The sequence below is a fragment of the Mesorhizobium sp. LNHC232B00 genome, from assembly GCF_000502435.1.
In the GTDB taxonomy this organism is placed as follows: Bacteria; Pseudomonadota; Alphaproteobacteria; order Rhizobiales; family Rhizobiaceae; genus Mesorhizobium; species Mesorhizobium opportunistum.
Genome location: NZ_AYWP01000003.1, coordinates 403,224 through 426,948 on the forward strand (window position 1 = coordinate 403,224; position 23,725 = coordinate 426,948).

Below are 23,725 nucleotides of genomic sequence, written 5' to 3' on the forward strand. Positions count from 1 at the left end.
TCCCAGCCCATGTTACCGCATTGCAGCATACATTCAATCGATTTAGATGCGCCGCCGCCGGCTTACCCTGCGGCAATTTGACAGTCAGGCCGCCAGCGCGGCCTCCGGGGGTGCCTTCGCGCCGGTCATGAAGGCGACGGCATCGGACATCGTATATTGCTTGGGATCGATGACGGCGAGGCGACGGCCGAGGCGATGGATGTGGATGCGGTCCGCCACCTCGAAGACATGCGGCATGTTGTGCGAGATCAGCACGATCGGCAGGCCGCGCTTCTTGACGTCGAGGATCAGTTCGAGCACGCGGCGGCTTTCCTTGACGCCAAGAGCTGCCGTCGGTTCGTCCATGATGACCATCTTCGAGCCGAAGGCGGCGGCGCGCGCCACCGCCACGCCCTGGCGCTGGCCGCCCGACAGCGTTTCCACCGCCTGGCTGATGTTCTGGATGGTCATCAGGCCGAGCTCGGTGAGCTTGTCGCGGGCGCGCTTTTCCATTGCCGGGCGGTCGAGCATGCGCAGCCACTGGCCGAGGAAGCCGGGTTTGCGGATCTCACGGCCGAGAAACATGTTGTCGGCGATCGACAGGGCCGGTGACAGCGCCAGGTTCTGGTAGACGGTTTCGATACCGGCTTCGCGGGCCTCCATCGGCGACTTGAAGGCGACGGGTTTGCCTTCGAGCCGGATCTCGCCTTCGTCCGGCACGGCCGCGCCGGAAATCGCCTTGATCAGCGACGACTTGCCGGCGCCATTGTCGCCGATGACGGCGAGAATTTCGCCGGGGTAGAGGTCGAAATCGGCATTGTCGAGCGCGGTGACGCGCCCGTAGCGTTTGATCAGACCGCGCGCGGTAAGGATGGGTTCCTGGGTCATGACTATGCCGAAACCTTTCTGATCCATTGGTCGATCGCCACGGCGCCGATGATCAGCACACCGGTAAGCAGCACTTTCCATTGCGGATCGGCGCCGAGCATGTTGAGGCCCATGGAGACGACGCCGACGATCATCGCGCCGAACAGTGTGCCCAGGATCGAGCCGCGCCCACCGAACAGGGAAATACCGCCGATCACCGTGGCGGTGATGGCCTGCAGATTGTAGTCGGTGACCGCTGACGAAGGCGAGATCGAGCCGTTACGGCCGATGGAGACCCAGGCAGCGAAAGCGGCGATCAATCCGGCAAGGGTATAAACCGTCATCAGCACCTTCTTGGTCTGGATGCCCGAGAGTTTCGCCGCCTCCTGGTCATCGCCGACGGCGTAGACATGGCGACCCCATGCCGTGTGATTGAGCACGTACCAGAGGATCATTACGAGCACGACTGTGGCTATGACGCCAAGCGTCAGCACCGCCGTGCCGATCTTGAAGCTCATGGCGAACAGATGCAGCAGCGGTGCCTGGGTGTCGACGTCGGTGTCGCGGATCGTCTCATTGGCCGAATAGATGAAGTTCGTGGCCATGACGATGTTCCAGGTGCCAAGCGTCACGATGAAGGGCGGCAGTTTCATGTAGGCGACCAGCATTCCGTTGAGCAGCCCGCAGGCAGCGCCCGCGGCGAGCCCGATCGTTACGGCGAGAATGGCCGGCATACCGTAGCTGACCGCACAATTGCCCATGATCACGGCTGAAATCACCATGATCACGCCGATCGACAGGTCGATGCCGGCAGTCAGGATGACCAGCGTCTGCGCGGCGCCCAGGATGCCGACGATAGCAATCTGCTGCAGGATCAATGTCAGCGTGTAGGACGAGAAGAAGCGCCCGCCGATGGTGATGCCGAAGATAATGATCGATAGGACCAGCACGATCAGCGGCACAGCGGCCGGCGTCGAATGCAGGAAATGCTGGATGCGCTTGACGGCCGATTTGTGCTCGTCAAAGGCGGCGACGCTTGTGTCACTGCCCGAGAGAACCTTCTCGAATTCCTGAGCTTGAGCCATGTTTCCTCCCCGTGAGGGATCAGCCAAACGCTGACGCCCGTCCACGCCTTTCCGGTCTGCTGCCGGGATTGTTCGCGGTCACGCGACCCATCGTCCACCCGAAGCGGCCGGGGATCAAGCCCCGACCGCTCAGGTTCGGTAATTGCCGGTCAGACCGGCATCAGCCCCAGCACTTGGCGAGGCCTTCCTTGGTGTCAATGGACTTGACGCCAGTGGCCGGCTTGTCGGTCACCAGGTTGACGCCGGTGTCGAAGAAATTCTTGCCTTCGGTCGGCTTCGGCTTGGTTCCGTCCTTGGCGAAGGCTGCGATCGCCTCGATGCCGAGCGCCGCCATCTGCAGCGGATACTGCTGAGATGTCGCGCCGATCACGCCTTCTGTAACCGACTTCACGCCGGGACAGCCACCGTCGACCGAGACGATCAGCACCTGCTTTTCAAGGCCGACGGCTTTGAGCGCCTGGTAAGCACCGACAGCGGCCGGCTCGTTGATGGTGTGGATGACGGTGATGCCGGAGTCCTTCTGAAGCAGGTTCTCCATCGCCTTGCGGCCGCCTTCCTCATTGCCGTTGGTGACGTCGTGGCCGACAATACGCGGATCGGTTTCGTCGCCGATCTTGTTGGGGTCCTTCACGTCGATGCCGTAGCCCATCATGAAGCCCTGGTCGCGCAGCACGTCCACGGTAGGCTGCGACGGCGTCAGGTCGAGGAAGCCGATCTTGGCGTCCTTGGCCTTGTCGCCGAGCGTCGCGGCGGCCCAGGCGCCGATCAGCTTGCCGGCCTCGAGATTGTCGGTGGCGAAGGTGGCATCCGCCGCGTCGATCGGATCGAGCGGCGTGTCGAGCGCGATCACAAGCACGCCGGCGTCACGCGCCTTCTTCACCGTTGGTACGATGCCCTTGGTGTCGGATGCGGTGATCAGGATGCCCTTGGCGCCGTCGGCAATGCAGCTTTCGATCGCCGCCACCTGGCTCTCGCTGTCGCCGTCGATCTTGCCGGCGTAGGTCTTGAGGTCGACACCAAGTTCCTTGGCCTTTGCGGTCGCGCCTTCCTTCATTTTGACAAAGAAGGGGTTGGTGTCGGTTTTGGTGATCAGGCAAGCGCCGACGCCAGCTGCGGACGCAGACGAGGCAAACGCCATCAGACCGAGGGCCGTTGCGGCAAACACGGTCGATTTCAACAGTTTTGTATTGTTCACGATCTTCCTCCCAGTGGAACCATCCGGGTGCCGGCCAACCGGCACCAACAGCGCATCCAACGAATTTCTCCCAGCGTGGACGCTGTCCCAAACAGACACCAGACCGAGGCCCCTGTCAATAATTAAATCACTCTTATTTATTATTGACAGGGTTGCGCCGCTCGCTCATTCTAGCCCAAAAGCATTGTGGGGAAACGACGGGAGGAACAGGGTGGAGACCGCCACTGCGAGGCATGGTTCGCCCGATGCGAATGACAGCCTTATTCACCGCGGCACCAACCAGAGCGGCATGCGCGACCACAACGAGCGGCTGGTGCTCTCGTTGGTGCGGCAGCATGGCAGCCTGGCGAAGTCCGACATCGCCCGCATGACCGGACTTTCGGCGCAGACGGTTTCGGTCATCATGCGCGAACTCGAGGAAGAAGGCCTGCTCGTCCGCCAGGCACCGTTGCGCGGCAAGATCGGCCAGCCCTCCATCCCGATGGCGCTCAATCCCGAAGGTGCCTTCTTCATCGGCCTTAAGATCGGCCGCCGCAGCGCGGAACTCGTGCTGATCGATTTTCTTGGGCATGTGCGCTCGATGCTGCAGCACTCCTATCGCTATCCGGCACCGCGCGAGACGGTCGAGTTCGTCACATCAGGCATGAAGAAGATGCGCGGCGAATTGAAGCCCGAGCAAGACAAGCGCATTGCCGGGCTCGGCATCGCCATGCCGTTCGAGTTGTGGAACTGGGCCGACACCGCCGGCGCGCCGCGCGATGTCATGGACGAATGGCGCCATCGCGACATCAAGGCCGACATCCAGGCGCAGTGCGATTTTCCGGTCTATCTGCAGAACGACGCCACCTCGGCCTGCGGCGCCGAACTCGTTTTCGGCCAGGCGGGGGGAGCGCGTGATTTCGTCTATTTCTACATCGGCGCCTTCGCCGGCGGCGGCATCGTCCTCAACGGCCGGCTGTTCGGCGGTCCGACCGGCAACGCCGGCGCGCTCGGCTCCATGCCTGTGCCAGGCCCGGACGGAAAGCCGACCCAGTTGATCGACGTGGCCTCGATCGCCATGCTGGAAAAGGCGCTCAATGATCGTGGCGTCGAGGCCTCGCATCTGTGGACCTCGCCCGAGGACTGGGGCGAGATCGGCGGCGAGCTCGACGACTGGATCGCCAGCGCCGCGCGGGCGCTTGCCTACGCCATCGTGGCTGCATCCTCTGTCATCGATTTCGAGGCGGCGGTGATCGATGGCTGGATGCCGAAGGCGGTGCGCCGCCGGCTGGTCGATGCCGTCGTCGACGCCATTGCGGCAATCGATGGCGAAGGCCTGAAACTTCCCGCCGTTCGCGAGGGAACCGTCGGCATCCATGCCCGCGCGCTCGGCGGCGCCAGCCTGCCGCTTTCCGAACGCTTCCTGATCGGCTCGACGACGATTTCCAGGAGCGCCTGAATGCTGATCGGTATCCCGGCGCTGCTCGGTCCGGACCTTTTGTCGACATTGCGCGCCATGGGCCATGGCGACGAGATCGCCCTTGTCGACGGAAATTATCCGGCCGAGGAGCATGCGAGACGCCTCATCCGGGCCGATGGTCATCCCCTCATCCCGGTGCTCGATGCCATCCTCAGTATCCTGCCGGTCGACGACGCAGTAGCTGAGGCGCTGTTTCGCGCCTCCGTGAAGGGCGATCCGTCGCTTGCCGACCCTGTCCATCACGAGATGGAGGCGATCTGTGCCAGACGCGCGCCGGGCCGCAAGGTGGTTGCGCTGGCCGGCGCCGACTTCTATGCACGGGTCAAATCGGCGCATGCCATCGTCGCGACAAGCGAGCCGCGGCTTTACGCCAACATCATCATCCGCAAGGGCGTGATCTATCCGCCGGAGACCAGGAAGCCATGATCCTCTGCTGCGGCGAAGCCCTGATCGACATGCTGCCGCGCACCACGACGCAGGGTGAACCGGCCTTTGCGCCCTATGTCGGCGGCGCGGTGTTCAATTCGGCGATCGCGCTTGGCCGCCTTGGCGCGCCGGCAGGCTTCTTTTCGGGCCTGTCGTCGGATCTTTTCGGCGGCCAATTCCGCGACGCGCTGGGGGCGAGCAAAGTCAGTTCCACCTATGCGCACACCTCCCCTCGCCCGACCACCCTTGCCTTCGTGCGGCTGGACAACGGCCAGGCGACCTACACATTCTACGACGAGAACACCGCGGGGCGCATGCTGACCATCGACGACCTGCCGACGCTGGGCAGCGAGATCGAGGCCATGCTGTTCGGCGCCATCAGCCTGATTTCGGAGCCGGCCGGTAGCGCCTATGAGGCGTTCATGAAACGCGAGCATGAGGGCCGCGTCATGATGCTCGATCCCAACATCCGGCCGAACTTCATTCCGGACAAGGCAAAGCATCTCCGGCGCATCCGCGCCATGATGGCGATGGCCGACATCGTGAAACTCTCGGATGAGGACTTGAACTGGTTTGGCGAAGCGGGTTCGCACGAGGATGTCGTGCGCAACTGGCTCGACCGCGGCCCGAAGCTGATCGTCGTGACCCATGGCAGCGAAGGCGCCGTCGGCTACACCAAGGATCATGCCGTCACCGTGGTGCCGGAGAAGGTCGAGGTGGTCGACACGGTCGGTGCGGGCGACACGTTCAACGCCGGCCTCCTCGCCTCCCTGCAAGAACAAGGCCTGCTGACGAAGGCGGCAATCGCTGGACTGTCGCAGGACGCCATCCGCAAGGCGCTGGCGCTCGGCGCCAAGGCGGCGGCGGTGACGGTGTCGCGGGCAGGCGCCAACCCGCCCTGGCGGCATGAGATCGCCTGAGCACCCCTCGGATTGAACCGGTCGATCACTTTATGTTTCGCAGGACCGATCCATGGGGCTATAAAGGCGCCATAGCGCCCGACAAAGCCCGGATTTCCGGCATCTGGCTGACATAGACCGGGAATACAGGTAACGGACTGCGACAACTCCGCAATTTGTCGCTCCGCCTGCCCGGCTTTCTCGGCAGGCGCAACTCTGGTACCAGCGGGCCGTTATCTGGCTAAATCGCCTGGTTAAACCGTTTTTGAGGCCGACATGCAGTTCATCGATCTTGGCGCGCAGCGCGAACGAATCCGCGACCGGCTGAGGGTCGCCATCGACCGTGTCGTCGACGAGGGCCGCTATATACTGGGGCCGCAGGTCACCGAATTCGAAAACAAGCTTGCCGCCTATGTCGGCACCAAGCATGTCGTGGCCTGCGCCAACGGCACCGACGCGCTGCTGCTGCCGCTGTTTGCCGCCGGCATCGGCCCGGGTGACGCGGTGTTCGTGCCGAGCTTCACTTTCGCCGCCACCGCCGAGGTGGTGGCGCTGGCCAAGGCGGAGCCCGTCTTCGTCGATGTCGATCCGGCAACCTACAATATCGATATCGCCAGTCTCGAGGCGGCCATCGCCATGATCAAGAAGGAAGGCAGGCTGCAGCCGAAGGCGATCATCCCTGTCGACCTGTTCGGCCTTGCCGCCGATTACGATGCCATCATGGCCATCGCCAACCGCAAAGGGCTGTTGGTGATCGAGGATGCGGCGCAGTCGATGGGCGGATCGCTTGGCGACAAGATGTGCGGTGCCTTCGGCCATGTCGGCTCGACCAGCTTCTATCCGGCCAAGCCGCTCGGCTGCTACGGCGACGGCGGCGCGATGTTCACCAACGACGACGCGCTGGCCGACAAGCTGCGTTCCTTCGCCTTCCACGGCAAGGGCGAGACGCAATATGACAACATCCGCGTCGGCATCAATTCGCGGCTCGACACACTGCAGGCGGCGATCCTGATCGAAAAGCTCGCCATCCTGGAAGACGAGATGGTTGCCCGCCAGGCGGTGGCAAAGCGCTACGCCGAAGGGCTTGGCGATATCGTCACCGCCGCCCGCAACCTGGACGGCAGCCGTTCGGCTTGGGCGCAATACGCGATCGAGACGCCCAAGCGCGACGGCCTGAGGGCGCATCTGAGCGAAAAGGGGATTCCGTCGGTCATCTACTACGTCAAGCCGCTGCACGACCAGATCGCCTATCGCGACTACCCGCGCACGCCAACCGGTCTTGCCGTCTCGGAGGACCTGCCAAAGCGAATCCTGTGCCTGCCGATGCACCCCTATCTCAGCGAAGCCGACCAGGACCGGATCATTGAGACGATCCGCAACTATATCGGCTCCAACTCGGCGCAGGCCGCAGCCGAGTAAGCTGCAAGTCTCGGCTAATCGGCAGTTCTCAGGCGGGGCTCGCCCCTGCCCTGCCGCTGGCGATGAAATGCGGATTGGCGAAATCCGCGTCCTCGGCTTGATTGCGCTTGCCATAGGCCAAGGGCTTTCCGTCCAGCGTGCGCGTCGTGCCGCCGGCGGCCCGCAGCACCGCATCGCCGGCCGCGGTGTCCCATTCCATGGTGCGGCCGAAACGCGGATAGACATCCGCCTCGGCGCTGGCGAGAAGGCAGAATTTCAGGGACGATCCGACCGAGACGATCTCGGCGGCGCCGAGGTCGCGAATATAGGCCTCGGTTTCCGGCGTGTTGTGGGAGCGGCTGGCCACCACGGCCAGCGGTATCGCCGCCGTCCTCACCGAGATCGGCCGGCGTGCGACGATCTGGTAATCACCGTCGACTTCGAGGGCTTCCGCCCTGCCCGGCAAGCCGGAAAAGAAGCGGCCGGTGCAAGGCGCGAAGACGACGCCGACTTCCGGCACGCCATGGCGCACAAGCGCGATGTTGACGGTGAAATCGGTGCGGCGGTTGACGAATTCCTTGGTGCCGTCGAGCGGATCGATGAGGAAGAAGGCATCGCCAAGTTCGGCCGGCATGACGCCAGCCGCTGCTTCCTCCTCGGCCACACAGGGAATGTCGGGAAATGCGCTGCGCAGCCCGGTGAGAATGATCTTCTCGCTCTCGCGGTCCGCCTCGGTCACCGGCGAGGCGTCGGATTTCTGGTCGACTGCACAGCCGGCGTGGAACACGCGCATGACCTCGCGCCCGGCCGCCAGGGCCAGCCGTTCGAAGGTCTCGAGCATCAGCATGTCGTCAGATGCCGCCGCCGCTGTCATATTGGTCTTCGGCAATGTCACGCTCGTTCAGCCAGTGTTCCAGTGTATCTACCATCGCTTCAGCCGATTTGCCGAGCGTCTTCAGATGGATTTCCGGTTTCTCCGGCGCTTCATAAGGCGAATCGACACCGGTGAAATTCTTGATCTCGCCATTCAGCGCGCGGGCGTAGAGGCCCTTCGGATCGCGCCGGGCGCATTCCTCGAAAGGTGTATCGACAAACACTTCGATGAATTCACCGTCGGCCATCAACTCCCTGGCCATGCGCCGCTCGGCGCTGAACGGCGAAATGAAGGACACGATGACGATCAAACCGGCGTCAGCCATGAGCTTGGCCACCTCGGCGACGCGCCGGATGTTCTCGACGCGATCGGCATCGGTGAAACCGAGATCGCGGTTGAGACCGTGACGGACATTGTCGCCGTCCAGGATGTAGGTATGGCGGCCGGTGGCGAACAGCTTCTTCTCGAACAGGTTGGCGATGGTCGACTTGCCGGAGCCCGAAAGCCCGGTGAACCAGAACACGGCCGGCCGCTGGTTCTTCATGTCGGCGCGCACGCGCTTGCCGACATCGAGCGACTGCCAATGGATGTTTTCGGCCCGGCGCAGCGAGTGCACGATCATGCCTGCCCCAACCGTCGCATTGCTGATCCGGTCGATCAGGATGAAGGCGCCGGTAGTGCGGTTCTCGGCAAAAGGGTCGAAGGCGATCGGCGCCCGCGTCGAGATGTTGCAGATACCGACTTCGTTCATTTCAAGCGACTTGGCAGCCTCATGGGCGAAGTCATTGACGTTGATGCGGTATTTGAGATCGGTAACGGTGGCGCTGGTCTGGTCGGTTTCGGTGCGCAGGATATAGGAGCGGCCCGGCAGCAGGGCATGCTCGTCGAACCAGACGATGTTGGCGGCGAACTGATCGGCGACCTGCGGCCGGGTGGCCGGTGAAACCAACATGTTGCCCCTGGAGACCTCGACCTCGTCGTCGAGGACGAGCGTGACGGCCTGGCCGGCCACCGCCTGTTGGAGATCGCCGCCGTAAGCGACGATGCGTTTGACATGCGAGGACTTGCCGGATTTGGCGACGACGACTTCGTCGCCCTGCGCAATGGCGCCGGACGCGATCGTGCCGGCAAAGCCGCGAAAGTCGAGATTGGGGCGATTGACGTACTGCACCGGAAAACGGAACGGCAATTCGACGGCCGCCTCTTCGACCGAGACGGTCTCAAGATGCTCGATCAGCGTCGGACCGGAATACCATTGCATGTTCTCGGAGCGGCGGCTGACGTTGTCGCCATAGCGAGCCGACATCGGGATCGGCTCGATGGTCTGAAAGCCGAGAGCGCGCGAGAATTGCCGGTAGTCTTCGACAATCCGGTCGAAGACCGCCTGGTCGAAATCGACGAGATCGATCTTGTTGACGGCCAGCACGATGTGGCGGATGCCGAGCAGCGAGGCGATGATCGAATGGCGCCTGGTCTGGCGCAGCACACCCTGCCGGGCATCGATCAGCACGATCGCCAGGTCGGCGGTCGAGGCTCCGGTCGCCATGTTGCGGGTATATTGTTCGTGGCCGGGCGTGTCGGCGACGATGAATTTGCGCTTCGGCGTGGCAAAGAAGCGATAGGCGACATCGATGGTGATGCCTTGCTCGCGCTCGGCCTCCAGCCCATCGACCAGCAGCGCGAAATCGATGTCGTCACCGGTCGTGCCATGCTTGCGCGAATCGCGTTCGAGCGCGGCGAGCTGGTCCTCGAAGATCTGCTTGGTGTCGGACAGCAGGCGGCCGATCAGCGTCGACTTGCCGTCATCGACCGAACCGCAGGTCAGGAAGCGCAGCAGCGACTTCTTCTCCTGCGCGGCCAGATAGTCGCGGACGCCGTCGGTGGGGGCGAGGCTCTTTGCCATGATGTGGCGCATGGTCAGAAATACCCCTCGCGCTTCTTCTTTTCCATCGACCCGGCTTCATCACGGTCGATCAGGCGACCTTGCCGTTCGGAGGTGCGTGCCGTCAGCATCTCGCCGACGATGGCCTCGAGCGTGTTGGCATCCGACTCGATGGCGCCGGTCAGCGGATAGCAGCCCAGCGTGCGGAAGCGCACCAGCCGGTCCTCCACGACCTCGCCGGGGCGCAGTTTCATGCGCTCGTCGTCCTTGAGGATCAGCATGCCGTCGCGTTCCACGACCGGCCGCTGCTTGGCGAAATAGAGCGGCACGATGGGGATATTCTCCTGCAGGATGTACTGCCAGATGTCGAGCTCGGTCCAGTTCGACAACGGAAAGACGCGGATCGATTCCCCCGAAGCGATGCGGGTGTTGAATATCTTCCACATTTCGGGCCGCTGGTTCTTCGGGTCCCACACATGCTGGGCATTGCGGAACGAGAATATGCGCTCCTTGGCGCGTGACTTCTCCTCGTCGCGACGGGCGCCGCCAAAAGCGGCATCGAAGCCGTATTTGTCGAGCGCCTGGCGCAGCGCCACGGTCTTCATCACATGGGTATGGGTGTTGGACCCATGATCGAACGGATTGATGTTGTCGCGCACGCCGTCTTCGTTGACATGGACCAGGAGATCGAAGCCGAGCTTCTGCGCCATCTGATCGCGAAAGGCGATCATCTCGCGGAACTTCCAGGTGGTGTCGACATGGAGGAACGGGAATGGCGGCTTGGCCGGATAAAACGCCTTCATCGCCAGGTGCATCAGCACGGATGAATCCTTGCCGACCGAATAGAGCATGACCGGCTTGGTGAAGGCGGCCGCAACCTCGCGGAATATGTGAATGGACTCGGCTTCAAGCCGCTGCAGATGCGTAAGCGCTATTGTCATGGACTGTGAGCGTTCTCTCGTGCTTTCCGACAGAAGACCTTGCGTCAAATCATCGGGTTTCTGCGCCCGGTTCAAGCTTCGCTTCTGGACAAAGTGTTTCGTGCGGGCGTTCTAGCAGATCGGCGCGGCGCAGAACAATGCAAGACGAGCCGGGCAGCGGTCTGTTCGAGAATGAATTTTCCATGGTTCCGCCAAAACTCGGAAGTTTCTCCTTGCCGTATCTCCGGCTGAGGAAACGCAGGAAAAATATTGCCTGGAGAAAGCTGGCGGGTCGACGCTCCGAGAGCCCTCCACCGATCGTCGCGGTTGCCGACTTTCAGTGGCAATCGACCGGGGCATACTATCGAAAAAGGCGCTCAGCCGCTATACCACCACCGGAAGCGGCAAGATGCGTCTTGAAGCATGGGCAATTTCGAGGCGCGCACATTCGGTTCCACCAGACAAAATGTGCCGCATAAGCTTCTCGAAACAGCGAGCCCAAATTGAACGCGCTTTCGTCCATAAAAAGGCAATTCACGCCTTCGCAGATCAATATCTACTTCTCCATTCTTTGTTTCTTTTTTCCACCGGTCCTGGGATCGGTGGTCAGCTTCGTGTTCAATGGCGGCGGCCTGTGGTCCGTCCTGTTGATCGCCTCCAGGAGAAGACGCTTCAATATCGACCCGGCTATGATGGCGCTGACGGTTGCGTTCTATGCCTATTGCGCGGCCAATCTCGCGGCTTCCATCGTCAACAATGCGATCGTCAGGGATGCCTCGCATCTGATCCCGCTCATCACCTTCCTGTTTTTCCCCATTTCCTACTCGACCTGGAGCATCACGCAGAAAACAACGCTCGCCCGCATCATCGTGCTCTGCAGCATGGCGGCCTGTTTTACCGCGCTGCTGCTGGCGGTCTTCCAGCAATATTGGTTTGGCATGCGCGCCGAGGGCGGGGCCGGGAATGCAATCGTGTTTGCAGAGGTTCTCTGCCTCGCGGTTATGGTCTGTGTGGCCGGCGCCCTGTCGGGGGTCGAGAGGCACAGGATCGCCCTCATCTGCGCGGCGCTTGGCGGAACGATCGCCATCATCTACTCCGGCACCCGCATCATCTGGCTGGCGCTGCTGATCGCCGGCATCGCCGTTCTGCTGATCAACCAGCATAGGGTGAGAGGGCGCAATGTCGTTCGCCTGCTGCTGCCGGTGGTGGCGGTCGGCATCGTCATCGCCGCTTTCGGCTTCCAGACGATATCCGGGCGCCTCGACTTCCTCCGCTCCGACTTGAGTGCGCTTGGCAGCCACGGCGACTACAACACTTCGGTCGGAATACGCGTCGCCCTTTGGCGGATCGGCCTCAAGGCATTCCGCGAGACGCCCTTGTTCGGGCATGGGGTCGGTGCGACGCAGCTCTTGATAAGCCAGGGCTTCCAGAACCAGTTCGCGTTGTCGCTGGGCTTCAATCATTTCCACAACGGCTTCCTGACCGCCCTGGTGCAGGCAGGCATCCTGGGCGCCGTGGCGCTGGCGGCGATCTTTGTGGTTGCCGCCAGGAATGCCGCCCTGGTGCTGCGGAACAGCAGCGATCCGATCGAGCGGTTCGGCGCCACCATGATTGTCGTCGCGGTGATCACCTATCTCTGTGCCGGAATGACCGGCATCCTGATCGGCCATGACATTCTGGATTCGGTGCTGATGGTCTTCCTGGTGTCGGGAACATATCTCGCCTCAGGCCGCCAGGCTCCATTGCCGCAAGACCAGGCATTCGCGCCCTTAGTGGAGAACCAAGGGCTTCCACCCGCGGCGGAAAAAACGCTTCAGCCCCTGGCGAAAGAAGTGCTTTCGCCAGGGATGGGAGATCCGACGCTTCCATCCGCCAATCATTAATCGTCCGGGCAAAGGCAATGAAAGTCCTGGTCACAGGCGCGACAGGCTTCATCGGCCGTCAGGTGGTCCGCCAGCTTCGCGAGGCCGGCGTCGAGCTTCGCCTCGCCTCCCGCCACCCGGAGAGCCTTGATCCAGGTTCCGAAACCGTGCCGATGCCCGGTTTCGATGCGCCGGCCGCGGCTTTTCTGGCGCTGACCAGGGATGTCACGGACGTCGTTCATTGCGCGGGCCTGAACAACGATCAGGGCAACGCCAGCGAGGCCGATTTCCTGGCGGGCAATGCGGAATTGAGCGCACGGCTGGCGCAAGCCAGCGCCGAGCAGGCAAGCGGACGCTTCATCCACCTCTCCTCGATCCGGGCCGTGATCGGCGCCCGTGTCAGCGCAACGATCGACGAGGACACCATCCCCGACCCGCAATGCGCCTATGGACGTTCGAAGCGCGAAGCCGAGACCAGGGTGCGCGACGCCTATGCGTTGCACGGCCGTTCCGACGCCGCCGCGTTGCGGCTGCCTCCGGTCTACGGCCCCGGCATGAAAGGAAACCTGGCGACACTGATGCGGCAGGCCGATACCGCCCTGCCGCTGCCGACAGGCGCCCTGACAGGAAACCGCTCGCTGCTGTCATTGTCATCAGCGGCGGGAGCGGTGTGGCACCTGCTGAGCCATTCTGAACCGCTTCGCCCGATCTATGGTGCGAGCGATATGGCGCCGGTTTCGGTCGCGGCCATCGTCGGCGCCTTTCGCAGGGGGTTCGGAAGACCGGCGCGCCTGGTGGCCGTGCCGGCCGGGCCGATGCGGGCGGGCGCGATCCTGCTGGGCAAGCGCATGTTCTGGGACAGCATGACCGCGACGCAGATATGCGATCCTTCCTTGCTCGCATCCGAAGGCTGGCTGCCGGAAACCGGCACGCTGGAGCGGTTGGCCGCGATAGCGCGGCTTGGAAACACTTAATCGCCTGCGTTGCGATAGAGTGTTCCAAACAGAATCCGAAGGTCGAGCCAGAGCGACGCGGTCCTGAGATAGGCAGCGTCGGTTTCGGCCAGGAGGTGCGGGTTGGACATGTCGATGCCCCGGATCTGGGCAAGGCCGGTAATGCCTGGAAGCGCCTCCAAAACGCCCAGCCGCCTGCGGCACTCGATCAATTCGGTCTGGGTCGGCAGACAGGGACGCGGCCCGACCAGGCTCATCTCCCCCTGCAGAACGTTCCAGAACTGCGGCAGCTCATCGAGCTTGAATTTCCGCAAGACCTTGCCGACCGATGTCACGGCGCCTACGGGCGCCTCGTGCGAGGGCAAGGACGGCGTTCCCTGGTACATCGTCCTCAATTTGTGGCAGCGGAACGGGACGCCGCCGCGACCGACGCGCGTCTGCGAGAAAATCGCCGGGCCGGGCGACGATAGCCGGACGGCAAGGACAGCGAGCAACAGCACAGGAAGGCTGACAATCGACAGCAAAGCCGCACCGGCGAGATCGAGGATTTTCTTGGCTGCCTTCATGAACGGCCGATCATACTCTCTGTCAAAGCTCTCCTGGGCGTGACCAAGCGCAGCCCGTCATCCGGCCGACGTAGCATGAGGTCGCCTCTCGACCAAGCGCGCCACGCAGCCATTCGACGTTCAGATACGACCCAGGACGAACGCGAGATAGAGCCCGAGTGTCCCGGCCAAAGTCTGTCGATAGACACCGCTTTTGCGCAGAGCGCGCAGGCGATGGAAAAGGCTGCCCCGGCGACCATTTGCGAACAGGTCGAGGCACGCCGCCGCATCGGGGGTCAGGAGGTCGCGGTTGGCGGCGAGGCCGGCAAGGTTGAGATCGGTCCAGCCGGCAAACTCGCCCTTGAACAGGCGGCCAAGCCGCGAGACCCGTGCCTGCCACGATACGTTGGCGCCAACCAGGTTTGCCGCATGCTGCCGGTAGCGCACCAGGGGCCGCGGATCATAGTGGACGACACCGCCGGCGCCGGTGACAATCAGATAGGCCCACCAGTCGTGGCTGACGAAGCCGGTCCGCGCGCAAGCCCTTGCCAGCAGATCGCGCGCCGCGCGATTGAGCAGGATGGTGTTGCCGCCAGCGATGCTCTGGACGAGTGCGTTGCGGAAGGACGGCAGCCGGCTGAACAGCGGCGAACGGCCGACCAGGCTTCCCGTTTCGGTCATGGTCGCGGTTCGCGAGCAGAACATCAGTGGGCTTCCCGCGTCGAACCCCTGCATCCAGCGGACGGCGCTTTCCAGCCTGTCCGGTTCCCAGATATCGTCCTGGTCGCTGAAGGCATAGCAATCCGCGTCGATGCGCCGGTCGAGAATCATCGATCGGAAATTGGCGGCGAAGCCTTGCCGTGGCCCATCAAGCAATGTCATTCGACCCTTTGCCCAGCGGGGTTTCCAAGCCTCGATGATGGCGATCGTGCCATCGACCGAGCCGTCGTCGGATATCCACAAATCGACCAAAGGGTGCGACTGCATAGCCAAGGACTGCAATTGCTCGTCGATGAAAGCAGCGCCGTCCTTCGTGCCCATCAGGACCGCGATGCGCGGATCTGCCTTACCCACTAACTCGCCTGCCCGGCCGTCTTCGGGATCATGTCCTGAGATACGTTCGTCCTTGCCTTCGTCGCACGGTCGAGATCCGCAAGCACGGCGAGCGAGGCTGCCTTGTCCTGGCTCTTCATCGATTGCTGCAGCGCGGCAAGCGCGGCGTGGACATCCGACCATTGCACCACATCGGTGCTAAGACCAAAAATCTTCGAAATGCTGAGTTCGACCAATTCCTCGTCTTCACCGTGCAGCGTTTCGTGGAGCTTTTCCCCCGGCCTGATGCCGGTGAAGCGGATTGGAATGTCGGTGTAGGGGCTCTTTCCGGACATGCGGATCATCGTTTCGGCCACTTCGAGGATGGGCACGGGTTTGCCCATGTCGAGCATGTAGACGGCGTAATCCTGGCCGGCCGGCCGCGACGCGGCATCGGCCGCCGACATGATGACGAGATCGACGGCTTCGGCGACAGTCATGAAATAGCGCGTCATCCGCCGGTCCGTAATGGTGACCGGCCCGCCAGCCTCGATCTGCGCCTGGAATATGGTCGCCACCGAACCATTGCTGCCAAAGACGTTGCCGAACCGGACGGCTATGAACTTGGTGGCGGCGCGGCGCCCGCCCGCTTCGCCGGCCGGCATTCCATGCAAGCCGCTGACGATCTGTTCGGCGGCCCGCTTGGTCATGCCAAGCACGGAAGTCGGATCGACGGCCTTGTCGCTCGACACCAGGACAAATTGCGCGACACCGCATTTGGCGGCGACCTCGGCGCAGACAAGCGTCCCGAAGACGTTGGTCTGGATGGCCGATTCCCAGTTTTCCTCGAGCAGCGGAACGTGCTTCAGGGCCGCGGCATGGAAGATGATGTCCGGCTTGAATTCGGTAACGACGCGCGTCATCTGGCGCCGGTCCGCGACGTCGACGATGCGGACCTTGAGGCGATCATGGTCCTTCTCGTTGACGTACTGGCTCAACTGGAAGATGCCGAACTCGGAATTGTCGGCGACCAGAACCGCCTCGGCCCCCAGTTCCAGCGACCGTTTGACCAGCGTGCGGCCGATGGAGCCGGCGCCTCCGGTAACCAGGACGCGCTTGCCGCCGACGAAAGCGCCGATGCGTTCGATATCGGACGGCACCGTGGGGCGGCGCAGGATCGTTTCCATCTCGACGGCATCGAGAACGAGCTTGCCTTCCTGGCCCAGCTGCGAAAGCCCCGAGAACTGGACGACCGCTATGTCACCCTGCCGGGCGACGCGAACAAGCTCGGAATACTCCTCGATCTCGTGCTCGGCGCCGCTGCCGAAGATCAGCAGATCGAGGCTCTGGGTGCCGCTCGTGTAATCCTCCAGGACATCAATGAGGCGCGGCCGGGTCGCCACCACGGGCACACCTTGAATGCGCGTGCCCAAGGGCGCGTCACGCTCGGTCGCCATGATGCCGGCGATGGAATGGTCGGCGGGCTCGGCCGTGCGCGTGAAGCGAATGATCAGGTCGGCTTCCCCAAGCCGGCCGACGAACAACGCCTGCTTGGTCCGCGCCCTGTCGGTCTTGCGGTTCAAGATCCCCCAGCTCGCGCCATCGCGCAGGAAGCGGTAGAACAGCCGGGGCGCCGAGATGATGGTGAAGGAGACGAGGAAGAAGACGATGAATTGGCGCTCGTTGAGGCCCGCCACCGGCTCGAAGAAACGAACCACGAGCGAAACGGCATAAAGCGCGCACGTCAGAATCGCGCAGCTCTTCAGGATGTTGAAGAAGTCAGGCGTCGAGGCGAAGCGCCACACCGTGGTGTAGAGGCCGCAGGACCTGAACAGCAGGTGGCTAATGAGAACGATGCTCGCCCAGGTGACAAGGCCCTCGAGCGACAGCGCCTCGAACGAAAGATTCGACCGCGAAAGAACGAGGCTGAGCGCCACCGCGACCAGGACCATGACCACGTCCTGGACCATGATGAAGCCACGCCGCATTTCGGGCCTGAGTCCGAATACAAGGGGAGAATTCATTGGGCGGCACTAGACTCCAGGCTCTCGAACATGAGCACCGACAGAGTGCGAACACGAAATTATTCGTGACCGATCACTCCCTCAAAGTGCCATCCCCGGCCCCCGCCGTGTTGTATCGCATACTGCGGGCCGGGAGGTATAGCCAGATGTTTTTTCGGTAGAGCGTGTGAATAAGAGTAAGATTTACGCCCTGTTGCCGAATGGTTGTTGCCGAGCCTGTGGCCAGCCTTGCGATTTGCACACTGCCGCAACGTGAGCGTGTATCCAATTTTGCCGCGGTTGACTCTGCTCTCGACCTCGTTACGACGCAATGCGTTGCCATATGCTCTTCGAAATGGCTATTAGAGAGGGGCTTGGTGGTTCGCTATGGCCAGCGAAGAGTAATGCGCCGGAACGACAGATTGCGATACCCCAGACGATGATTGCGGCACTAAACGGCGCTTTTGACGACATCTCCAGGGCCATGCGGCTGCACAGGGTCTGGGTTGCGCTGGCCCAGGAGGACATCGGCGACCAGCACAGACGCACGACTCTCGGACCGCTTTGGCTGCTGGTCAACTACGTTGCGTTCGTGGGCACGTTCGTTTTCGTGTTCCAACCTGCCGGCAAGGATGCCGCGGGCTATGCTGCCTATGTCGCGATCGGCCTTCTGGTATGGTTCTACCTGATGGAGGTCATGTCCCTGAGCGTGTCGCTGTTCCAGCGCGAAGAGAGCTTCATCGAAGGCACGACGCTGCCTTTGTTTGTATATGTGATGCGGCTGGCATTGCAGTCTGCCATCCGGGCAGGCTATGCGATCGCTGGTTGCCTTGTCATTCTGCTCTTGAGCGGCTCTCCGGTCGCTACTCCATGGCTCTGGTCGTTGGCAGGATTGTTCCTGATCTTGTTCGCCACACCGGCCCTTATCACCGTCTTCGCTTTTCTTGGGGCCTTCTTTCCTGACAGTCAGTTCATTGTTGGCAATTTGTTGCGGGTTGGCATGTTCTTCACGCCCGTTTTCTGGGTGTATAATGGGCAAGATCCCATACAAAAATACGCCTACGAATGGAATCCGTTTACATATTTCCTCGAGATCGTCCGTTTGCCGATCATGACTGGAGAATTTCCAGCTCATGCTTTCACCGTAACGATCATCGTGTCATTGGCTATATGGATGATTGCATTGCTGCTGCTTGGCCGGTACCGCAAGCAAGTCATCTTCATCATCTGAGTCTTCGATGGTTTCTATCAAACTGGACAACGTTAGCCTTGTTTACAAGCTGCACGAGAAGCTGACGCTTTCCGCGCCGGACCGGCGCGTGGGTGGGCCAGGCGGCAGGATCGAGAGCTCGGGCAGAAAGCAGTTTGTGCAGGCGCTCGACGGCATAAGCTTCGAGTTGAAGGCCGGCGACCGGCTGGGCCTGGTTGGCCCGAACGGAGCCGGCAAGACCACCCTACTCAAGGTGCTCTACGGGATCTACGAACCATCGGGCGGAAGCGTCGCGATAGAAGGCAAGGTCGACGCTCTTTTCAATATCAACATAGGCTTTCGCCGCGAGGCCACCGGGCGCAGGAATATCGTGTTGCGTGGGTTGATCAGCGGATGGACGGAAGCCGAGATCGAAGAGAAGATGGAGGATATCATCGCCTTCAGCGAGCTCGGGGACTTCATCGACCTGCCATTCAAGGCCTACAGCCAGGGCATGGCCGCGCGATTGGCCTTTTCGGCGGCAACCGCGCTTGATCCCGAGATTCTGTTGATGGACGAGTGGATCGGCGCCGGCGACGCCTCTTTTCAGGACAAGGCCAAAAGGCGCATGGATGAACTGGCGGAAAAGGCCGGCATCATCGTGCTGGCCAGCCACAATGAGAGTCTTATTGAAAGCGTGTGCACAAGGAAAATGACGCTCAAGAGCGGTCGAGTGGAATCGCTGACGGCGAGGCCGATCGAATCGGCCAGTGCCTAGACATAGCGCGCCAAGTCACGTGCAACGCGATGCGCTAATCTGGTTCTGCTGTCCATTTTCTATAGCCAAGCTCCACAGCTGACAGAAGGACATCACCCAGAAGGGTGACAACCCGATGCGCAATTGCAACGGCCGTGGAAGCGGCTGCAGGCACGCCGATCGACGAAAGCCCAGCGATGAAAACGGCCTCCCTGACACCCAGACCGCCCGGAGCCCCCGGCACAACAAAACCAAGCAACCAGCCGGCGGCCGACACCCCGATTATCATCTTCCATTCAACCGTGGATCCGTACAGCACATGGACTAGCAAGATGACGATCAAGCCATTGGCAAGGAAAAAAAGGCCATAGCAGGCGACACTGAGCGCAGCCATTGAAAACGCGAGATGCTTTCGGCTTTGCTTGAAATATCGGCCAGCAACAATGGGAACAAGCATAAGTGCCGTCAGGCCAGTCGCGACATAGATTACAGAGGCGATATAGCGGTCTATTCCGTATTCCTCACAGATTTGAAGCAGAAAGGAGAAGGAGAAAAGGAGTGCCACGCTTCCGGAAGCGAGGACCATCAAAATGATCTCCATCACCTGCGCATAGGAAAGTGCATCCTTTGCGGCGCCATATCGAGCCGCCAGGACAAAGCGGCCGACAAGGTGAATTACGTTGGTTGGCAGATATTTGTAGACTTGGGTGCGCGCGAAGACGCGGAGAGCACGGACTGGAGAGATTGCCCTTTCTCCAACCGAGACCAGAAGGCTGAACCAGGCCAGCCCCACAAGCTGTAGAGCGAGTGCATAGGAAAGCGCACTAGCCACGACCAAGACAATGATTTGAGGCCGCTGCAGGATCTCGGCGAGCTGATCCGCGTATCCGTAGACGGAGCGTATGACAAAGTACATTGCCGCCACGGCAATGAGAGCACCGCCGGCACGAATGATCTTAGCGTTCGACACGAGCGTCGATCGGCTTTACGGCCAGCCCACCTTCCGAACTCGCAATCTCGGCGATAATGCCCGCGTCGCGATCATCACTGCGGGTCGCAACGATCAACTCGGCAACCATGCCGAAAAGCGTGAATTGTACACCGACGATCATCAACAGCGTCGAAACAAGCAGTAACGGACGGCCGCCAATTGCTTCACCACCAAACCAACGTGCACAGAGATATAAGAAAATTGCAAAACCAACAGCGATGACTGCCACACCCAGACCGCCAAACAGGTGGCCTGGGCGCGAATTAAACTTCGTGATGGTTACGACCGTAAGTAGGTCCAAGAACCCCTTCAGAAGGCGACCAATTCCGTATTTGGATTTTCCGAATCGGCGCGGGCGATGCTGAACGATGATCTCACTGACCTTGAAACCGGTCGCATGGGCCAAGGCTGGAATGAAGCGATGCAGTTCACCATAGAGGCTAATGTTGTTGAAGACCTCCCGGCGATACGCTTTGAAGCCGCAGTTGAAATCGTGCAGGGCGACGCCGGAGACTTTCGCCGTCGCTCGGTTGAAAAGCTTCGACGGCAGCGTCTTGCCGAGCGGATCATGACGCACCTGCTTCCATCCCGAAACGACATCCGAACCGGCGTGTATTTCGTCCAAAAAACGCGAGATTTCCTTCGGATCGTCTTGAAGGTCTCCGTCCATCGTGACGATGATATTGCCCACCGAACTTGAAATGCCCGCCTGGAGCGCGGCTGCCTTGCCAAAATTCCTTCGAAGGCGGATGCCCTTCGCGCAGGGATGGGTCAAAGTAGCGCTCAGAATCTCCTTCCAGGTGTTGTCCTGACTCCCATCGTCTACAAAGATGATCTCTTTGAGCGAAGCCTGCGCACCATCGATCTGCTGAAAGGCCGCCTCAATCTGGACAATCAGCTCCCGAACAGTGTCCTGCTCGTCCTTTACGGGGACCACTATCGATACGATCTGCACGTCAGGCCCCCAATGTCAAAATGGAGGTCTGGCTGGGGAATGGCAAGGCAGGTGCAAGGCCACGTGTCACTCGTTCTTGCAGACCACAGGAGTTGATGGCCTCGCGATACTCGGCCCGGTTACTATTGTCGAACAGAACCATACCATTTGGTGACAGGCGGCTGACCGACTTCGCCAGACAGGAAACCCTTGCCCGACCGTCGATCACGATAAGGTCGAATGTGCCCTCCACCCTATCAATCGATGACACGTACTGATCGAACGAGCTTTCCCGATACCCTTTTCGATTGGATCTGGCCTTGCTGGAAACGGAAGCGACTGTTGGCTCGACGACCCGCACGGTGATGTTTGGATAAGCCTCAAACATGTGGCTCATGGTTTGCGCAAACGGAGCGTCATGCTCGACAGAATCCACCGAGCCACTCCGTTTCGCCAGCCAGATGGTACTCGCACCAGCACCGAATTCATAAACCCTGGCCTTGTGACCGCGCGATGCCAGAAAAATGTCCACGACATCGATTGCGGAGAATGTCCACCACGGCATGTCGAGTCGAACAAGATCAGCACTGTCATATATGCCAAATAGGCTTCGGGCCCAACGGACAGATCGAACGTTAGACTTTTCTAATAATTCCAGCAGTCCAATTCGATCAGCTATCTTTCTCGCAAATCTCGCAGCACTTACGTAGGTAGTTTTCAAAACTGAGGTCCAACTTCAACTGGCTTCTGTAGCTTCGCCCATCCGGACGGAATACCCAAAACTGCATATATCGATCGCAGGGTAGGCTCGCGAGGCAGAAGCTGAAGAGCGATGTAGCCACTCCAGCCGTAGTCGTCGCGCACCTGCCCAAGAGCTTTCGCGACGTCCGGCCGATGCAATCCTCCCAGTCCCAATCCTACAACCGTTCCGTTGCCATCAACGAAGGCAACACAGCGATAGGTGGTCAGGAGGTCGTTGTCCAATAGAGGAGGGCGATTGTCCGATTTGTCTGATACCCAGCCCGACACCCGCGCCCACTGCGGATCCTGTGTGCTGGACACAACATCGATGTTACCTGTCAAATTGCCCGGCTGGTCTGAGACATTTATTCGCGCTCCGAGTGATGGACAGCCAAAATCTCTGCCATCGAATGGTACGTGGTTGAATTTCTTCAGATAGTCTTCAAGAGCATAGTATTGATCCGGCACTGGCGTAACGTACTGCATAAGGTCAGAGTCTTTGATGCCGAGGGACAACGCCAAAGTAGCGAGATCTTTTCCTTCAGCTCTGGCAAGAGCGTACGCGAGCCGCGGCGTGCCGTTCACCAGAATAGACATGGCTGCTGCAGCAAAGATTAGAATCCAGAAACGACGATAAAAATCAGCGCCCCGAAAGAGATAAAAACCCGCTCCAAACAGCCCTACCCAGAAAAGCGCTGGAATAGTCGCATATCTGCTCGCCAAGGCCGCCTGGTCTCCCCCCATGTTTGATCTACCAATTGCGGCTAACCCGCTCGTCATGACGGCATACGCCATAATCGCGATCCAAAAAGCGGTCTGAAACCTGCGCTCGTTAGAGCGAAGAAAGTGCAGCCCGACAATCAGGAAAGCCAATGCGATTCCTATCGTGCCAAGCGCAATCGCAGCAGTTTCCGAAGTTACGATGCCGCCACCGATGAACGTAAGGCAGAATAGACCAATCTGGATCGGATTGAAGTTGCGCTCGGCATGTTGGGCCGGAACGTGCTGAAGCACAGAGATCAAAATCACGTAAGCTATGCCAATCACGAAAATTGCAATACCAAGCCTCTTCGTTTTGCCTGAGCAGAACCCCTGAATGCCGATTGCGCACAGCGCGGTGAGGCCGGTGCTGTAGAACTGCGCAGCAACTGCGGCAAGAACTATCGCAACCAGATAGCCAGACGGGTTGTCACGCTCAGCCGACTGCCAAAAAATCATAGCGGATAGCACAGTGAAAAGATTTGCCCCGATCCAGGCTACCCCGCTCATACCAAGAAAGAAGTTGTGTGCGGCGAGCGGACTGAAGACAAAGATTGATCCGGCCATGCCTATAACAAATACTTCAAACCTCGAACTCGCAGAGAGCGCAAGTGCGAATGAAAAAACGAGAGCTAAGATCAGGGAGAAGGTAGCGGCGATGACCGAAAGGCCGAAATTGTCCCCGCCGAAAAGGTGGAAATTCAACAGGTAGAAGAGCTTCGCGCCAGCGACAATATGCTCGTTCGATCTTGTATAGAGATCCGACAGAGCCGGGAGCCCGTCCAGCGACCTAATCATTGGAGAGAAAATGTCCCAATAGTCGTTGTCAGGAACCCCCCTCGCCTGCGCTGTCAGGATGAGCGCGACCAGGAAAAGCGCGAGCGGTCCGAAGGATGCGGCCACGAAAGCGGGATTTAAACGGATGGTAGAGATGGCGCGAACCTCAGTCGACATCAACGAAACACCTCTGACCCA

21 protein-coding genes are annotated in these 23,725 nt (G+C 60.7%); 8 read left to right on the plus strand and 13 right to left on the minus strand.

Annotated features, from left to right (window positions below):
- Window positions 1-84 precede the first annotated feature (84 nt).
- The 3 genes from X743_RS162380 to X743_RS162370 form a co-directional block, all read right to left on the minus strand.
- The gene (locus X743_RS162380) at window positions 85-867 is read right to left on the minus strand and encodes an ATP-binding cassette domain-containing protein (RefSeq protein ID WP_023764425.1); all 783 of its coding nucleotides are present in this window, start codon (window positions 865-867) and stop codon (window positions 85-87) included.
- 2 nt (window positions 868-869) lie between these two features.
- Window positions 870-1,931 (minus strand): ABC transporter permease, encoded by a 1,062-nt coding sequence (locus tag X743_RS162375; protein WP_023764426.1) that lies wholly within the window; start codon window positions 1,929-1,931, stop codon window positions 870-872.
- Window positions 1,932-2,091: 160 nt separating this feature from the next.
- Window positions 2,092-3,108: a sugar ABC transporter substrate-binding protein gene (locus tag X743_RS162370; protein WP_031257501.1), complete on the minus strand. Its 1,017-nt coding sequence runs from the start codon at window positions 3,106-3,108 to the stop codon at window positions 2,092-2,094.
- A 229-nt stretch (window positions 3,109-3,337) separates the two neighbouring features.
- Between X743_RS162370 and X743_RS162365 the strand changes: the two genes are divergently transcribed.
- From X743_RS162365 to X743_RS162350, 4 genes are all read left to right on the plus strand, one after another.
- Window positions 3,338-4,564, plus strand: a complete 1,227-nt coding sequence (locus X743_RS162365) for an ROK family transcriptional regulator (RefSeq protein ID WP_023764428.1) — start codon at window positions 3,338-3,340, stop codon at window positions 4,562-4,564.
- Window positions 4,565-5,011, plus strand: coding sequence for an RbsD/FucU domain-containing protein (locus X743_RS162360; RefSeq protein ID WP_023764429.1), 447 nt, complete (start codon window positions 4,565-4,567; stop codon window positions 5,009-5,011).
- A complete protein-coding gene (locus X743_RS162355; protein WP_023764430.1) occupies window positions 5,008-5,931 on the plus strand; it encodes a carbohydrate kinase in 924 nt (307 codons plus the stop codon). The genes X743_RS162360 and X743_RS162355 overlap by 4 nt, the downstream gene beginning before the upstream one ends.
- Before the next feature lie 255 nt (window positions 5,932-6,186).
- Entirely contained in the window at window positions 6,187-7,329 is a 1,143-nt protein-coding gene (locus tag X743_RS162350) for a DegT/DnrJ/EryC1/StrS aminotransferase family protein (protein ID WP_023764431.1), read from the plus strand.
- A 28-nt stretch (window positions 7,330-7,357) separates the two neighbouring features.
- Here X743_RS162350 and cysQ read toward each other — a convergent pair whose 3' ends face one another.
- Genes cysQ through cysD form a run of 3 tightly spaced genes read right to left on the minus strand, consistent with a single transcriptional unit; the run spans window position 7,358 to window position 11,005 of the window.
- On the minus strand, window positions 7,358-8,149 hold the full coding sequence (gene cysQ, locus X743_RS162345) for a 3'(2'),5'-bisphosphate nucleotidase CysQ (protein WP_023764432.1): 792 nt from the start codon (window positions 8,147-8,149) through the stop codon (window positions 7,358-7,360).
- Window positions 8,150-8,159: 10 nt separating this feature from the next.
- Complete coding sequence (cysN, locus tag X743_RS162340) at window positions 8,160-10,097, minus strand: sulfate adenylyltransferase subunit CysN (RefSeq protein WP_023764433.1); 1,938 nt, start codon at window positions 10,095-10,097, stop codon at window positions 8,160-8,162.
- 2 nt (window positions 10,098-10,099) lie between these two features.
- The gene (gene cysD, locus X743_RS162335) at window positions 10,100-11,005 is read right to left on the minus strand and encodes a sulfate adenylyltransferase subunit CysD (protein ID WP_023764434.1); all 906 of its coding nucleotides are present in this window, start codon (window positions 11,003-11,005) and stop codon (window positions 10,100-10,102) included.
- Between the two features lie 482 nt (window positions 11,006-11,487).
- Here cysD and X743_RS162330 point away from each other — a divergent pair, with 482 nt between their 5' ends.
- Both X743_RS162330 and X743_RS0135555 read left to right on the plus strand, forming a co-directional pair.
- Window positions 11,488-12,867, plus strand: coding sequence for an O-antigen ligase (locus tag X743_RS162330; RefSeq protein ID WP_023764435.1), 1,380 nt, complete (start codon window positions 11,488-11,490; stop codon window positions 12,865-12,867).
- Between the two features lie 17 nt (window positions 12,868-12,884).
- Window positions 12,885-13,820 (plus strand): NAD-dependent epimerase/dehydratase family protein, encoded by a 936-nt coding sequence (locus tag X743_RS0135555; protein WP_031257503.1) that lies wholly within the window; start codon window positions 12,885-12,887, stop codon window positions 13,818-13,820.
- Here the strand turns inward: X743_RS0135555 and X743_RS162325 are convergent.
- The 3 genes from X743_RS162325 to X743_RS162315 form a co-directional block, all read right to left on the minus strand.
- On the minus strand, window positions 13,817-14,365 hold the full coding sequence (locus tag X743_RS162325) for a sugar transferase (RefSeq protein WP_023764436.1): 549 nt from the start codon (window positions 14,363-14,365) through the stop codon (window positions 13,817-13,819). The two genes, X743_RS0135555 and X743_RS162325, sit on opposite strands and share 4 nt — an antisense overlap.
- Before the next feature lie 120 nt (window positions 14,366-14,485).
- Entirely contained in the window at window positions 14,486-15,418 is a 933-nt protein-coding gene (locus X743_RS162320; protein WP_023764437.1) for a glycosyltransferase family 2 protein, read from the minus strand.
- Window positions 15,418-17,364 (minus strand): nucleoside-diphosphate sugar epimerase/dehydratase, encoded by a 1,947-nt coding sequence (locus X743_RS162315; protein WP_023764438.1) that lies wholly within the window; start codon window positions 17,362-17,364, stop codon window positions 15,418-15,420. The genes X743_RS162320 and X743_RS162315 overlap by 1 nt, the downstream gene beginning before the upstream one ends.
- Before the next feature lie 358 nt (window positions 17,365-17,722).
- Between X743_RS162315 and X743_RS162310 the strand changes: the two genes are divergently transcribed.
- Together X743_RS162310 and X743_RS162305 are read left to right on the plus strand one after the other, a co-directional pair.
- The gene (locus X743_RS162310) at window positions 17,723-18,610 is read left to right on the plus strand and encodes an ABC transporter permease (RefSeq protein WP_224687107.1); all 888 of its coding nucleotides are present in this window, start codon (window positions 17,723-17,725) and stop codon (window positions 18,608-18,610) included.
- Window positions 18,573-19,346 (plus strand): ABC transporter ATP-binding protein, encoded by a 774-nt coding sequence (locus X743_RS162305; protein WP_245264168.1) that lies wholly within the window; start codon window positions 18,573-18,575, stop codon window positions 19,344-19,346. The genes X743_RS162310 and X743_RS162305 overlap by 38 nt, the downstream gene beginning before the upstream one ends.
- 34 nt (window positions 19,347-19,380) lie before the next feature.
- Here X743_RS162305 and X743_RS162300 read toward each other — a convergent pair whose 3' ends face one another.
- From X743_RS162300 to X743_RS162290, 4 genes are all read right to left on the minus strand, one after another.
- Window positions 19,381-20,295, minus strand: a complete 915-nt coding sequence (locus X743_RS162300) for a YbhN family protein (RefSeq protein ID WP_023764441.1) — start codon at window positions 20,293-20,295, stop codon at window positions 19,381-19,383.
- Window positions 20,282-21,271, minus strand: a complete 990-nt coding sequence (locus X743_RS162295) for a glycosyltransferase family 2 protein (protein WP_023764442.1) — start codon at window positions 21,269-21,271, stop codon at window positions 20,282-20,284. The genes X743_RS162300 and X743_RS162295 overlap by 14 nt, the downstream gene beginning before the upstream one ends.
- Window position 21,272: 1 nt before the next feature.
- Complete coding sequence (locus X743_RS0135560; protein ID WP_245264169.1) at window positions 21,273-21,782, minus strand: class I SAM-dependent methyltransferase; 510 nt, start codon at window positions 21,780-21,782, stop codon at window positions 21,273-21,275.
- Window positions 21,783-21,967: 185 nt separating this feature from the next.
- Window positions 21,968-23,704: a hypothetical protein gene (locus tag X743_RS162290; RefSeq protein ID WP_023764444.1), complete on the minus strand. Its 1,737-nt coding sequence runs from the start codon at window positions 23,702-23,704 to the stop codon at window positions 21,968-21,970.
- Window positions 23,705-23,725: the final 21 nt, after the last annotated feature.